We start from the raw sequence: 13353 nt of genomic DNA, 5'->3' as shown, positions 1-13353 counted from the left end.
GGACCAAGCGGCGTAGGCTGGTTGCATGACTGACATTGCAGCCGCCACCGACACCGCCGCAGAGCGCACACTCGGCATCATCCTGGTATCGTCCTCAGCTGCCGTTTTCGGCCTGACCGGTGTTCTGACAAAGTCGATCCATGCCGACCCGTTGACCATCATCTGCTGGCGCGGCTTTGTCGGCGCCATCCTGATCAGCTTCTATGTGCTGTGGCGGCGTCACCGTTCCGGTAACCGCGAAACGCTGCGGCTTGGCTGGCGCGGCTGGCTGCTGGCGGTAGAGGGAGCTCTGGCCAGCATCGCCTTCATCTCGGCGTTCAAGTTCACCTTCGTCGCCAATGTCGCGGTCATCTATGCCACAGCACCTTTCGTCACCGCGCTGCTGGCTTGGGTTCTGACGCGCGAACCCTTCCGGTTGCAGACAATGGTCGCCGCCGCCGTGTCGCTGTGCGGCGTGGCGATCATGGTCTGGTCCGGCTTCGGCACCGGCAATCTGTTCGGCGACGGACTGGCACTGCTGATGACCATCGGCAGCGGCCTCTACATGATCATGGTGCGCGCGTTCCGCGACACGCCGGTTGTGTGGGCCGGCGCGGTTTCGGCGTTCCTGCTGTTCCTGCTCGGCTGGTTCGTCACCGATCCGCTGGCGGTTTCGCAAAGGGATGCCGTTCTGCTCGCCACGTTCGGCGCGTCCTTTGCGTTGTCCTCGATCCTGTGGACGGAGGGCGCGCGGCTCATCCCGCCGGCCGAATCCGGACTGCTCGGCTCGGCCGAAGTGCCGTTCGCGATCCTGTTTGCCTTCCTGTTCCTGGGCGAGATTGCACCAGCCGCCAGCATGATCGGCGGCGTCATCGTGTTGTGCGCGGTGTTCGCCCATGCGGGGCGGGATTGGCTGAGGGCCCGCTCGCAACGCATGGCCGGCCCGCAACGCGTGGCGTCAAATATTTCTTAAAAAAGTGACACAGTCACGGAACCATCATCCGGGTCAGGCATTATGGGTGCGACGGGCCATCCCCAAGTCCCCCCAAACCCCTCGGCCCGTCCTACTCCAAGCCGACCGTAAGGTCGGCTTTTTCTTTGGGCATTCAGCCCGACAAGGCAAGGTTGCCGCTGAGAAGGGCCGCCAGATCGCCCGCCGGACCATCGGAGCCAGCGCGCAACCGGATGGCGAACTCAGCCATTGGAACCTGCGGCAGGCCAAGCTCGCGCGGCGCCTCGACAATGCCGGAATGGGCAAAGCGAGCCGTTCGCAGCGTCAGCGCGACACCGGCGTTCACCGCCGTGCGCAGGCCGGCCAGACTGGCGCTGCCGGCAGCGATGCGGTAGCGGCGGCCGGCAGCATCGAGTGCGGCAAGTGCTGCCTCGCGAAAACCGCAATACGGATCGAGCAGCGCCAGCGGCAATTCCTCCTGCCGCGAAGCCAGCCCTTTTTGCGAACACAGCCATATCATCGGCTCGCGCAGCACGCCGACCTCGTCCAACGCCGCTGCCTGGCGCATGACGATCGCCAGATCGAGGCCGCCAGACTGCAGCGCCTGCGCCAGTTCGGCGGAACGGCCGACCCGCAGTTCGATCCTGACGCGTGGATGGCTGCCGGCGAAGGCACGCAGCAGGTCCGGCAAGCCGCTGTCGGCGAAATCCTGTGTCGTGCCGATGGCGACGCGTCCGGCAGCGCGCGCCCCCTTGAGCGCCAGCCAGGCCTCGCGATGGGTGGCAAGGATTCGCCTGGCATGGCCGACGAGGTCTTCGCCTGCAGGGGTCAAGCCGCGCCCTCGCCCTTGCGGCGCCAGCAGCGGCTCGCCGAGGATTTCCTCCAGCCGCTGCATCTGGGCGGTCACCGCCGAGGGCGAACGGCCGATGCTTGCAGCCGCCTGGGCCAGCGAGCCGCTGTCGACGAAAGCGAGGAAGGTTCGGAGCAGATCGGGATCGAGCGTTTTCACACTTCGATGTTATCGAATCTTCAATTAAAAACAATTTGATTTTTTTGATCTAAAGATGGTGGCATGGCTGTTTCAACGGCAATCGGACGCCGCTCAAGCCAAGGAGAAGAAAAATGCCCATCATCAACATCAGCGTCACCGGCAAGCCCGACGCGGCTCTTTCAGCCAGCATCGCAAAGGAGATCACTGAAATCACCGCGACGCAGCTGCGCAAGGACCCGACGATCACGGCAGTTGCCGTGTCCTATGTCGATCCGCAGCACTGGTTCGCCGGCGGCAAGTCGCTGGCCGAGCACGGCACCAGCACGTTCTGGCTTGATATCAAGGTGGTCGACGGCACCAACACCAAGCTTGAGCTGGAGGCCTATCTGAAGGCGATCTTCGCGGCCTTCGGCCGTCTGCTGGGCGGCGTGCACGAGGAGAGCTACGCCTTCGTACATGAAGTGCCGGCAGCCGCTTACGGCTATGGCGGCAAGACGCAGGAATTTCGTTTCATCAGTGGACGGCTGCAGGCGGCATGACAAGCAGCTTCCCGCACCAAGGGAAGCAAAAGCTCCGCATTGACCTTGCTCCCACATCGTCTAGGTTCTGGCCGAAGCGGCCGCAAAAGAGCCGAGATGCTAAGAATGTTGGGAGAGACGCGGCATGGTCCTGACACTGGCGCTGCTTGCGGGTCTTGTTCTGGCCTGGCTGCTGATCGGAGTGGTGGAAAAATTCCGCCTCGGCCTGCGCTTTACCCAGGCGCTGCTCTATGTGCCGTTCAAGCTCGCCTACCGGATCGCCGACAGCCGTATCAGGATCGCCCGCAAGGCGCAGACTCCAGTCATCTACGTCATCTCGCATCAATCGCGCTTCGAACCGGCGCTGATGCTGTCGCTGCTGCCGGAAGACACACTGCACATACTCGACGAGGCCTCGGCGCGCTCGCCGTGGCTTGAACCTTGGCGCGAGCTTGGCCGTACCATCGCTTTCAACGCCGAACATCTCTTCGTCAGCCGCCGGCTGGTGCGGGTGCTGAGGGGCAAGGGCCGGCTCGCCGTCTATCTGCCGGATGCGGTCGAGCCTGACGTCAAGACGTTTCGGTTGTTTCGTGCCGTCACCCGCATCGCCATGCAGGCCGATGCCAAGATCGTGCCGATCTTCGTCGGCGGCGCGCGCGGCCTGCCGGTGTCGCTGACACCCGCGGACAGGGCGCCACGACACTGGTTTCCGCAGCTGTCGATTAGCGTGCTGGAGCCGATGACCATCGCCGAACTGGTGGCGCGGAACCCCGATCAGGCCTCGAACACCAACGCGCTGTTCGACCGTGTCGCCGAGGCGCGGCTCTTCGGCACCAACCTCGATCGTGGCCTGTTCCTGGCCATGCGCGATGCCGCCGACCGCGTCGGCGCTTCGCATACCATCATCGAGGACGTGATCTCCGGGGCGCTGACCTACCGCAAGCTGTTCATCGGCGCCCGCGTCCTGGGCAGGCGCTTTGAGGCGGTGACGGCTCCGGGCGAGGCGGTCGGCGTGATGCTGCCCAATGCCAATGGGGTCGTGCTGTCGCTCACTGGGCTTCTGTCGTCCGGCCGGGTGGCGGCGATGATCAACTATACGGCCGGACCGGCGAGCGTCACCGCTGCCGTGCGCACGGCGGTGATAAGGACCGTGATTTCCTCCCGCGCCTTCGTCGAGAAGGCCGATCTGGCCGATATCGTCGCGGCGGTCGAAAAGGGTGGTGCCAGGCTGCTGTGGCTGGAGGATGTGCGGGAGAGCGTTACCGCGCTGGACAAGCTTGCCGCCGCTCTGCTGTGGCGCTGGCCGCTGCAGCGGCAGGATGCGGCCAAGCCGGCCGTGATTCTGTTTACCTCGGGCTCGGAAGGCACGCCGAAGGCGGTCGTGCTGTCGCACAAGAACCTGTACGCCAACGCCATGCAGGCCGAGGCGCGGATCACCATCTCGCCGGCCGACATCCTGCTCAACGTGCTGCCGGTGTTCCACTCCTTCGGCCTGACGGGCGGCACCATCCTGCCGCTGGTCACCGGGGTAAAGCTGTTCCTCTACCCCTCGCCGCTGCACTACAAGATCATCCCCGAGGTGGCGCGCAAGGTGAAGCCGACCATTATGTTCGGCACCGACACGTTCCTCGCCAACTATGCGCGCACCGCCAAGGACGGCGATTTTTCCAGCCTGCGCTTCGTCGTCGCCGGCGCCGAGGCGGTGAAGCCGGAAACCCGCCGCGTCTATCGCGAGCGCTTCCAGGCCGAGATCATCGAAGGTTTCGGGCTGACCGAGGCGGCACCGGTGGTTGCCGTCAACACGGCAATCCATGGCCGCGATGGTACGGTCGGCCGGCTGCTGCCGGCCATGCGCATGAAGCTGGAGCCGGTCGAGGGCATCTCCGACGCCGGCCAATTGTGGCTCGACGGACCGAACCTGATGATGGGCTACATGACGTCGGACCGCCCCGGTGAGTTGCAGCCGCTGACCGGCTGGCACGATACCGGCGACATCGTCGCCGTCGACCGCGAGGGCTTCATCACCATTCGCGGCCGCGCCAAGCGCTTCGCCAAGATCGCCGGCGAGATGGTGTCGCTGGGGGCGGTCGAGATGCTGGTGCAGTCGCTGTGGCCGGAGGAGCGCCACGCGGCTGTGGCGGTGCCCGACAAGAGACGCGGCGAGCGCATCGTGCTGGTCACTACCGCCGACGATGCCAATCCCGACGAGCTGCGCAAATTCGGCAAACAGGCGGGCGCAGCCGAACTGATGGTGCCGAACGACATCGTCAAGGTGGAGGAAATCCCGGTGCTGGGTTCCGGCAAGACCGACTATGTGTCGACGAGGAAATTGGCAATCGACAGGCTGGGGCTCGGCGTCGCGGCCTGAGTCAGATCAAGCACTTCTGCGAATTTTCTAACCTATATCGGAGGGCGGCACTTTCTCGCCCTCGCGCTTGGCGCGCTTCGAATAGGCGCGCACGCTGAATGGCAGGAAGATCAGGTAGCCGGCGACCGAGGCGGTCAGCGTGTACCAGGGATAGGTCATCAGCAGGAGCACGTAGAGTACGACACCGAGGATGATCGGCAACACCCTGTCGCCCGGGATCCTTAGGCTCTTGCCGGAATAGACCGGCAGCCGGCTGACCAGCAGGAAGGCGACCAGGATGGTGAAGCCGGTGGCGACGAAGGCGGCGGGGCGACTGGGCTCCAGCCCTGTGCGCAGGAAATAGAGATAGAGCGGCAGCATCACCAGCACGGCGCCCGCCGGCGCCGGCACGCCGACGAAATATTCGGACTGCCATATGGGGCGATCGCCCTTCTCGTCGTCGAGCACGTTGAAACGGGCGAGGCGCAACCCGCAGGCGATGGCGAACAGCAGTGCCGCGATCCAGCCCGGCGAGCCGGCGCGGTCGAGCAGGAAGGCATAGAGCACCAGAGCCGGGGCAACGCCGAAATTGACGATGTCGGCCAGCGAATCCATCTGAGCGCCGAATTTGGAGGTCGCCTTCAACATCCGCGCCAGGCGGCCGTCGATGCCGTCGAGGAAGGCGGCAAGCAGCACCATCACCACCGCCGGCTCGAAGCGGCCTTCGAAGCCGAAGCGGATGCCGGACAGGCCGGCGCAGATGGCGAGCACGGTGACCAGATTGGGCAGCACCATGCGCATCGGGATTTCGCGGATGCGCGGACCGCCGCTGGCATGGGCCTCGAACTTTTTGTATTGCGTGCCCACCGGTCAGGAAACCCGAACAAGAGGCGTGCCGGCAACACCGCCGAATTCAGCCAGCACGGTTTCGCCGCCAACCGCCGTCTGGCCGACGGCAACGCGCGGCGTGGCGGTCAGGGGCAGGAACACATCGACACGCGAGCCGAAGCGGATCAGGCCAAAACGCTCGCCAGTGCCGATTGAGCCGCCGGCCTCGGCCCAGCAGACGATGCGGCGCGCCACCAGGCCGGCGATCTGGACGGCCGCGACCGTGCCGTTGGGGCTCTCGATGACCAGGCCGTTGCGCTCGTTCTCGGTGCTGGCCTTGTCGAGTTCGGCATTGAGGAATTTGCCCGGCCGGTGCTCGATTTTCGCAATACGGCCGCGCACCGGGGCGCGGTTCACGTGGCAGGAGAAGACGTTCATGAACACCGAAATGCGGGTCATCTCGGCATTGCCGAGGCCGAGTTCGCGCGGCGGCACGGCGGGTCCTACCGCCGAGATGATGCCGTCGGCGGGGCTGACCACCAAGCGGTCATCGACCGGCGTGACGCGCTCGGGATCGCGGAAGAAATAAACGCACCAGGCCGTCAGGATCAGACCGATCCAGAACAGGATCGAGGAGAAATAGCCGAGGAAAAGCGTCGCCGCGCCAAAGGCCGCGATGAAGGGATAGCCTTCGCGATGGATCGGTACGAACGCGTTCTTGACCGTATCGACAAGGCTCATCGGGTGTAAACGGGCTCCGTTTCAGGTGGGGCCTCAATAGCCGAAAGCCCCCCTCGCCGCAACGCAACAATAGGGAAGGCCGTATTGGGTGCGCCGGCAGGGGTCGCGATCCGCTTGCCCGGTCAGTATCGTTGTCGGCAGAATTCGGGATACCGACGGTTCAAGGCGCGGGAAAAGGTTGCCCGTCCATGATCCCAAATCCCAAGACGTTCTGAAGCCCGTACCGGCCAGGTGCTCAAAGTCGAAGCGCCGGCACCTGGCATCGGTTGGCCGTAACGGCTTTTCTAAAGCCCCGGAACCCGCTGATAGTTGGCGATGTCGGCGCGCACGCCGAGCCGGGCGATCATCTCGTGCGGGTTGAAAGCGATGCGCTCGTGCGCGGCCTTGACGATCGGCACGACGTTGTCGATGGCTGCCTGGCTTTCCCATTCGACGATGGTGACGAGGTTGAATTCGCCCGGCCCGGAGAATTGCTCGAGCAGGAAGTCCTGGACGAAGCCCTGTTGCAGGCGCAGCAACTCATGCGTTGTCCTGACCTTGGCGAGTATCTCCTCGCGGGCGGCAGCAGGCACAACGAATTTGTCCACCCTGAACACGCTGCCACCGTCAACGCTCTGATTTGTCTTGCTCATTTCGATTGCTCCGTTCCTGAATCATGGTGTTTTTTGGGCTCCAGGAACGGCCTACAATCTCAACTTATGTTGAGGTCAAGCGCAAAAATCAGGTCACGCGCCGAACTTTCAATTCACCTCCGACGTTCGCCGACGAACGACAACGCCAAGCTCGTCGCCCTCGCGGGCGATGCGTAGGCGCTCCTCGGCCTCGGTCGCCTCGCGCTGGCGGTCCCACATCGAGGCGTAGAGGCCATGCTTGCGCATCAGCTCGGCATGGGTGCCGCGCTCGGCGATCTGGCCGTCCTGCAGCACGATGATCTCATCGGCCGTGATGACCGTCGACAGGCGGTGGGCGATGACGATGGTGGTGCGGCCACGGCTGACCAGATCGAGCGCGGCCTGGATCTCCTGCTCGGTGTGACTGTCGAGCGCCGAGGTCGCTTCGTCGAGCATCAGGATCGGCGGCGCCTTCAGGATGGTGCGGGCGATCGCCACGCGCTGCTTTTCGCCGCCCGAAAGCTTCAGCCCGCGTTCGCCGACCATCGACTTGTAGCCGTCAGGCAATCGCTCGATGAACGGACCGATCTGGGCTAGTTCAGCGGCTTTCTGCATGTCCTCCTCGCTGGCTCCGATGCGGCCGTAGCGGATGTTGTAGGCGATGGTGTCGTTGAACAGCACGGTGTCCTGCGGCACCATGCCGATCGCGCCACGCAGGCTCTCCTGCGTCACGTCCCTGATATCCTGGCCGTCGATCAACACCTGGCCGGACTGAACGTCGTAAAAGCGGAACAGAAGCCGCGAGATGGTCGATTTGCCGGCACCCGAAGGCCCGACAATGGCGACGGTCTTGCCGGCCGGCACCTCGAAGCTGATGCCCTTCAGGATCTTGCGGTTCGGGTCATAGGAAAAATGCACGTCGCGGAACTCGACCTTGCCGGCGCTCACGGCGAGCGGCCTGGCATCCGGCTTGTCGACGATCTCCTGCGGCACATCCAGAAGGTCGAACATCTGCTCGATGTCGGTCAGCCCCTGGCGGATTTCGCGGTAGATGAAGCCGATGAAATTGAGCGGCACCGACAGCTGCATCAGCATGGCGTTGATGAAGACGAAGTCACCGACCGTCTGCGTGCCGGCCTGCACTTCAAGCGCCGACATGCACATGACGATGACGGTGCCGAGGCCGAAGATAATGCCCTGGCCGAAATTCAGCCAGCCGAGCGAGGTCCAGATGCGCGTCGCGGCGACCTCGTAGCGTGCCATGGAGCGGTCGAAGCGCTCGGCTTCCATGCTTTCGTTGTTGAAATATTTGACCGTCTCGTAATTGAGCAGCGAGTCGATCGCCTTGGTGTTGGCGTCGGTGTCGCTGTCGTTCATGTCGCGGCGGATCGAGATGCGCCAGTCGCTGGCGCGCACCGTGAACCAGACATAGACCCAGACGGTGACCGCGACGACGACCACATATTTCCAGCCATAGGTGTAGGCGAAGATGCCGGTGGTCAGCGCGAATTCGAGGATGGTCGGCGCGGTGTTGAGCATGATGAAGCGCACGATCGTCTCGATGCCCTTGGTGCCGCGCTCGATGATGCGCGACAGGCCGCCGGTGCGGCGCTCCAAGTGGAAGCGCAGCGACAGTTGGTGCATGTGAACGAAGGTGCGGAAGGCAAGCTGGCGCACGGCATACTGGCCGACGCGGGCAAACAGCGCGTCGCGCAGCTGATTGAAGCCAAGCTGCACCAGGCGCACGACATTGTAGGCGACGACCAGCATGACCGGCGCCAGCAGAAATGTCGGCAGCGGTGGTACCGATTTGGAGTCGCCGGCCAGCGCGTCCGTTGCCCATTTGAAGAAATAAGGACCGGCGACCAGCGTCAGCTTGGCGACGACGAGCAACAGCGTCGCCCAGGTGACCCGGGCTCTCAGATCGGCGCGGTCCGCCGGCCACATATAGGGCCACAGATTGAGCAGCGTCTTGAAGGTCGAGGAGTCGGAGACGGTTTTTTCGGCCATTTTTGGCGCCTTCTTCTTATTTTCAGCGGCCGGAGCAGCAGGAATTGACGAGGGCGGCCACCGATGCAGAAACATCGGCGAGCGCGGCACGGTCGATCGCATAGCGCGAACGCTGGCGATCGGGCTCGAAGCGAACCAGCCCGGCTTCGACCAGTATCTTCAGGTGTTGTGACACGGTGGACTGCGCCAGATCGAACCGATCGACGACTTCGCGGCAGTAGCAGGAGTTGCTTGCGGACAAGTATTTCAGGATTTCGATCCGAGCCGGGTGCGAAAGTGCTGCCAGCCGGGTGGCAACGGCTCGGCTGTCCGGGGTGCAGCCAGGTGCGTTTGTTTCCATAAGGGATTCAGTCATCGTCCATCGGCGATAGACGATGAGCAGGTCTGCGGCAAGCTACCCCGATGGGTAGAGCGACCTAATCTCCCCCCTTGAGGGGGAGATGTCACCAAAGGTGACAGAGGGGGTCGGTGCGTCCTGACGCGACGTCGTTTGGAGAAAAGAGAAGGTCGGCGCTTCACGCGCGACGCCCCTCTGGCCTGCCACCTCCCCCTCAAGGAGGGAGATTGGCCAATCGCCAACCCTACTGCGTCTTGGCCGGCGCTGTCGTTGCCTGCTCGCCCATCGCCTTGAGGTCGGCGGCTTCGCCTTCCTTCGACTTTTCCGGGACCTTGAACACCTGCCCCGGCCAGATGCGGTCGGGATCGCTGATCTGGTCCTGGTTGGCGAGGTAGATGGTCGAGAATCGTACGCCGTGGCCATAGACGCGCCGCGAGATCCGCCACAGCGTGTCGTTGCGGCGGATGATGACGGCGCCGTCGGCATGTTCAAGCTTGGGCGCCACGGTCTCGGGCACATCGCTCGGCGGCGTCGCCTCCGCCACAACGGCCGGAGCGTCGGTGGCGGGAGCAGGCGTCGTGGCCGGAGCCGTCCCGGCCGCGGCCGGCGCCTCGGCGGCGGCAGGTGCGGCCGGCTTGGGCTGAACGGGCTTCGGCGCCGAGGGTGCCACGGCGGCGACCGCTTCGCCCGGCTCGCGCTCGAACGGCACGGCTGCGCGGGCCACAACTGTCACACCGTCGGTATCGAGGCCGTCGACACGTATTGTGTAGCTGCCGACCGGAATGTCGCGCGTCGCCTCGACCAGGAAATGACCATCCGTCGACGTTTGCGCATCACCGAGCAGGATGTCGTTGGCATAGGCGCGCACCTTGCGGCCGGCATCGGCGAGACCGGCGACAAAGATCTTGCTGCCGTCGATCTCGACCGCCTCGACGACGATCTTGGGCTCGGTCACGCCTGCAACGGGCGGCGTCGCCGGCGCAGGAGCCGGTGCTGCTTCCACCACGGCAGGTGCTGGGGCGGCTGGTGCCGGAGCAGTTGCGGGCGCTTCGGCTGCGGGAGCAGCCGGCGCGGTGGCCTGAGCAGCCGGCTTTGCCGCGGGCGCGGGAACGGTCAGCAATTCGGCCGGCTTGCCCGGCTCCTCGACCATGGCCAGCACCTGGCCGGCCGCATCCTTGGGAACCGAAACCACGGCGGTCTGCACCGAGGGCGTTACGACATCGCCCGTGGTCGCGCGCAGCGCGATCGTATAATCACCGGGCTTCAGCGGATCGTCGAGAATGATAACGAAGGCGCCATCGGGACCAGCGACCGTCGAGCCAAGCACCGTCGAGCCGTTGAGGATCTCGACCTTGGCGTTGGGCGCCGCATTGCCGGCGACGACAATCGAGCCATTGCTTTCGACGCGCACGACATCGAAGGACGGTGCGACCGGACCGGCCGCAGCCGGCGCCGCCGCGTCCGCGGCCGGTGCGGCCGGTGCCGTTGCCTGGGGCACCGCGGCGGGAGCCGCAGGGGCTTCCGCGGCGGGCAGCCGCGCTTCGGTGCCGGGATCGGCCGATTTTGGCGCTGCGGGCGGCGTCTGCGCCGCCACTTGCGCCGGCGGCATGGGATTGAGATACGGGTCGAGTGCGCCCGATACATAGGCGGTTCCCGCGGCCGCAACGGTCCCACCCGCCGCGAACAGGAACGCCTTCAGTGGATTAATCGCCATACTTCCCTACCCCTTAGCCACCTAACGCCGGTCTAGCCTGTTTTACCAATACCGACAAGAAAAAGCCCGGACTTGTTAACTCTTGGGGCTTGACCCGGCTTTCAGACCCAATCACCAATCATCGGCATGAACACGATTCGATCCGTCTGCGTCTATTGCGGCTCGTCTCCGGGCCGCGATGAAACCTATATCAAGGCCGGACACCTGCTCGGACGCTCGATTGCCAAAGCGGGACTGCGGCTGGTCTATGGCGGCGGCACCAAGGGCATTATGGGTGCTGTCGCCGAAGGCGCGCTCAAGGCCGGCGGCAAGGTAACGGGCATCATTCCGCGCTTCCTGATCAACAAGGAAGCGAGCGAAACCGCGCTTGACCGGCTCGATGAACTCTTGATCACCGACAACATGCACGAGCGCAAGCACAGGATGTTCGAGAAATCCGACGCCTTTGTGGCACTGCCGGGCGGGATCGGCACGGTCGAGGAGATCGTCGAGATCATGACCTGGGGGCAGCTTGGCCATCATCGCAAGCCGATCGTCTTCGCCAATGTCAAAGGATTTTGGGATCCGATGCTGGCGTTGCTCGATCACATGGCCGCCGAAGGCTTCATCCACACCGCACAGCGGGTCAAGCCGCTGGTTGTCGACGACCCCGAAGCGATCGTCGCCGCCATCATGGTGGCAGGGTCCTCCGTCGATGCTCCGACCGAGGGCGTGCAGTCGGTGATCGACAAAATGTAGGGGAGTAAGGGAATAGGGCAGTAAGGCAGTATGTGAATTGCCTGGAGTGTCCTGCCCTACTGCCCTACTGCCCTACTGCCCTACTGCCCTACTGCCCTACTGCCCTACTGCCCTACTGCCCTACTCCCCTCTTCCTCCGCAGCCTGCCGCAAATCGGCAATCACCGCGCGGCGGTCATGACGCCGCCAGGCGAGATGGAGTGAAACCATGCGGTCGAACCACGGCAGGTCGCGAAATACGATCCGCGGCGGCGCAGCGGCGCGCAGGCTGGCTTGCACCGTCGCCAGACCAAGGCCGGCGCTGACAAGGCCGAGCGAGGTTAGCGGATCCGCCGTTTCATAGGCGATGTCGGGCAAAAAGCCGGCTTTGGCGCAGGCGGCAAGGAACTGGCCGCGATTGGTGTCGTCCGGCTGGCGCACGACGGTGATCCAGGTGCGACCGTCAAGGTGATGCGGCCCAACCTCTGGTAATTGAACAAGCGGATCATCTTCGGGGATCGCCAGCACCAGCGGCTCATGCCGCAGCGCCATGGCGGCGACATCCGGGTCATCATCGGCTGGCGGCGAGTAGACAAAGCCCAGATCCAGCGACCGCTGCCGTAGCCCTTCCAACTGCGCCGCAGAACGCAGGCTTCTCAGCTGCAGGTGGAAATCCGGCCGGTCGCGACGGAACTGGCGCAGCATCCCGGCGACAAGCCCGGCATGAACGGCGCCTTCGACATAGCCGATGGCGAGCCGACCGACGGCGCCGCTGGCCAGGTTTCGGCCGAACTCCTCCAAACGTCGCGCACTGGACAGCAGGGCGCGGGCCTCGGTGAGGAAGGCGCGCCCCTCGGCGTTGAGATGGACCCGCTGCTTCGACCTTTCAAAGAGGGAAACACCCAACTGCTCCTCGAACTGGATGATCTGCCGGCTGAGTGGCGACTGAGAAATATGCAGCATTTCGGCGGCGCGCCCGACATTGCCGGTTTCGGCGACGGTGACGAAATACCTGATCTGGCGCAGGTCGAACATTTTTTCTCCAGGCTCCAGTCCCCCGAGGTCTCAACTTTAGCCTAACCAGTCTTGGACAGTCTGACCAGCGGGAGCGATAGTTCGGCCATCCAACCAAAGGAGACCGCCATGCAGTTCTTTGCCCTTCTCACCCGCAACACCGAAAAATTTGCCGATGCCGATTTCGCTCCGCTTCTGCCCGGCGAAGCCGAACAGCGGCGCACGCTCTATGCCGAAGGCGCGGTACGCCAGGTGTGGAACCGAGGCGACATCCCGGGCAGCGGCATGATGTTCGAGGCTGCTGACGATGCAGAGGTTCGCGGCCATCTCGCCACCTTGCCGTTGGTCAAGGCCGGCATGATGGACATTGCCGCAATCGTGCCCCTCAAGCCCTATCCGGGTTTCGGCCCGAAGCACTGACTAGGGCACAATCCGGGGGTGGCGAAGGCGTCACCACCGGATTGACGCAGGTGATCGACAGACCGTGATCGGCTGTCAAGAAACCGTCACACCGAACCGGGTTCGCTCGTGCTAGAAATCAAGGCCAGGCAGCCGCCGTGCGGTCCCATGTCCGAAACCTACATCTGGCACCGCG

Annotated in this window: 13 protein-coding genes; 5 read left to right on the top strand and 8 right to left on the bottom strand. The window is 64.3% G+C overall.

Annotation, left to right across the window (positions count from 1 at the left end):
* Positions 1-25 precede the first annotated feature (25 nt).
* Positions 26-952, top strand: a complete 927-nt coding sequence (locus AC0L3E_RS12745; RefSeq protein WP_127272333.1) for a DMT family transporter — start codon at positions 26-28, stop codon at positions 950-952.
* 133 nt (positions 953-1085) lie between these two features.
* Here the strand turns inward: AC0L3E_RS12745 and AC0L3E_RS12740 are convergent, their stop codons facing one another.
* Complete coding sequence (locus AC0L3E_RS12740; RefSeq protein WP_473604889.1) at positions 1086-1940, bottom strand: LysR substrate-binding domain-containing protein; 855 nt, start codon at positions 1938-1940, stop codon at positions 1086-1088.
* Between the two features lie 113 nt (positions 1941-2053).
* Between AC0L3E_RS12740 and AC0L3E_RS12735 the strand changes: the two genes are divergently transcribed.
* Positions 2054-2461 carry a tautomerase family protein gene (locus AC0L3E_RS12735; RefSeq protein ID WP_127323288.1) on the top strand — a complete coding sequence of 136 codons (408 nt, stop codon included), beginning with the start codon at positions 2054-2056 and terminating at the stop codon, positions 2459-2461.
* Between the two features lie 124 nt (positions 2462-2585).
* A complete protein-coding gene (locus AC0L3E_RS12730; RefSeq protein WP_473604888.1) occupies positions 2586-4808 on the top strand; it encodes an AMP-binding protein in 2223 nt (740 codons plus the stop codon).
* Between the two features lie 27 nt (positions 4809-4835).
* Here AC0L3E_RS12730 and AC0L3E_RS12725 read toward each other — a convergent pair whose 3' ends face one another.
* From AC0L3E_RS12725 to AC0L3E_RS12700, 6 genes are all read right to left on the bottom strand, one after another.
* Positions 4836-5654, bottom strand: a complete 819-nt coding sequence (locus tag AC0L3E_RS12725) for a CDP-alcohol phosphatidyltransferase family protein (RefSeq protein WP_127268236.1) — start codon at positions 5652-5654, stop codon at positions 4836-4838.
* A 3-nt stretch (positions 5655-5657) separates the two neighbouring features.
* Positions 5658-6356 carry a phosphatidylserine decarboxylase gene (locus AC0L3E_RS12720; RefSeq protein WP_127268237.1) on the bottom strand — a complete coding sequence of 233 codons (699 nt, stop codon included), beginning with the start codon at positions 6354-6356 and terminating at the stop codon, positions 5658-5660.
* A gap of 284 nt (positions 6357-6640) precedes the next feature.
* Positions 6641-6988, bottom strand: coding sequence for an antibiotic biosynthesis monooxygenase family protein (locus AC0L3E_RS12715; protein WP_292457620.1), 348 nt, complete (start codon positions 6986-6988; stop codon positions 6641-6643).
* Between the two features lie 108 nt (positions 6989-7096).
* Positions 7097-8977 (bottom strand): ABCB family ABC transporter ATP-binding protein/permease, encoded by a 1881-nt coding sequence (locus AC0L3E_RS12710; protein ID WP_127268239.1) that lies wholly within the window; start codon positions 8975-8977, stop codon positions 7097-7099.
* Between the two features lie 22 nt (positions 8978-8999).
* On the bottom strand, positions 9000-9332 hold the full coding sequence (locus tag AC0L3E_RS12705; protein WP_127323175.1) for an ArsR/SmtB family transcription factor: 333 nt from the start codon (positions 9330-9332) through the stop codon (positions 9000-9002).
* Between the two features lie 226 nt (positions 9333-9558).
* Positions 9559-11028 carry a LysM peptidoglycan-binding domain-containing protein gene (locus AC0L3E_RS12700; protein ID WP_473604887.1) on the bottom strand — a complete coding sequence of 490 codons (1470 nt, stop codon included), beginning with the start codon at positions 11026-11028 and terminating at the stop codon, positions 9559-9561.
* 126 nt (positions 11029-11154) lie between these two features.
* Between AC0L3E_RS12700 and AC0L3E_RS12695 the strand changes: the two genes are divergently transcribed.
* Positions 11155-11766: an LOG family protein gene (locus AC0L3E_RS12695; RefSeq protein ID WP_127332138.1), complete on the top strand. Its 612-nt coding sequence runs from the start codon at positions 11155-11157 to the stop codon at positions 11764-11766.
* A 104-nt stretch (positions 11767-11870) separates the two neighbouring features.
* Here the strand turns inward: AC0L3E_RS12695 and AC0L3E_RS12690 are convergent, their stop codons facing one another.
* Complete coding sequence (locus AC0L3E_RS12690; protein WP_473604886.1) at positions 11871-12779, bottom strand: LysR substrate-binding domain-containing protein; 909 nt, start codon at positions 12777-12779, stop codon at positions 11871-11873.
* 108 nt (positions 12780-12887) lie between these two features.
* On the opposite strand from AC0L3E_RS12690, the gene AC0L3E_RS12685 reads away from it, so the two are divergent.
* Positions 12888-13178: a muconolactone Delta-isomerase family protein gene (locus AC0L3E_RS12685; protein WP_128310069.1), complete on the top strand. Its 291-nt coding sequence runs from the start codon at positions 12888-12890 to the stop codon at positions 13176-13178.
* Positions 13179-13353 lie beyond the last annotated feature (175 nt).

The organism is Mesorhizobium sp. WSM4822, assembly GCF_055811155.1.
This window is presented reverse-complemented; position numbering and strand designations above follow the sequence as displayed.